This window comes from Vibrio sp. D173a (assembly GCF_030248475.1).
This window is the reverse complement of the sequence record NZ_JAHGAH010001164.1, coordinates 1-650: the sequence shown is the minus strand read 5'-3', so window position 1 is coordinate 650 and position 650 is coordinate 1. Positions and strand designations below refer to the sequence as shown.

At 49.7% G+C, this 650-nt stretch carries 1 protein-coding gene; it reads left to right on the top strand.

All coding sequences use genetic code 11. The features are described 5' to 3' along the window. Positions 1 to 650 (top strand): cation:proton antiporter (locus tag KIV40_RS32040; protein WP_285353378.1); only part of this gene is annotated, 650 nt, incomplete at both ends.

The following is a 650-nucleotide window of genomic DNA, read 5'->3' as shown; positions in this document are numbered from 1 at the left end:
TGTGATTGGCTTACTCGTTGGTGGTCACTTTCTACTTCGCCCGCTGTTTCGCTACGTTGTATTGAGCGGTGTTCGTGAGCTGTTTACGGTCGCTGCGCTGCTTCTGGTGATTGGTATTGCCGTCATCATGCAGCAGATTGGCCTCTCAATGGCACTCGGCACCTTCTTAGCAGGTGTACTACTGGCTGAGAGCGAGTATCGTCATGAGTTAGAGATTGCGATTGAACCATTCAAAGGGCTGTTACTTGGCTTATTCTTCATCTCTGTGGGTATGGCGGTGAACCTTGGGCTACTCGCAGAAAGCCCATTTGCCATCTTGATGGCGGTGCTCTCACTGGTCGTCATGAAAGGTCTCGTACTTTATGCCCTTGCTCGTATTTTTGGGACTCAAGCCAAAGCGCGCAGTCGTATGGCGATGATCTTGAGCCAAGGTGGTGAGTTTGCTTTTGTTATCTTCACGGCTGCTAGCGCTGAGAATGCAATGTCGTCTGATGTAGTGGATCGCAGCCCTCGTGTGATCATCGCCGGCTTTGGTCGTTTTGGTCAGATCATTGGGCGTTTGATGTATGCCAATAAGATTCGTATCACCATCCTTGAGAGTGACGCGAGCCAAATCCATATCCTGAGAAAGTTTGGCTACAAGCTGTTTT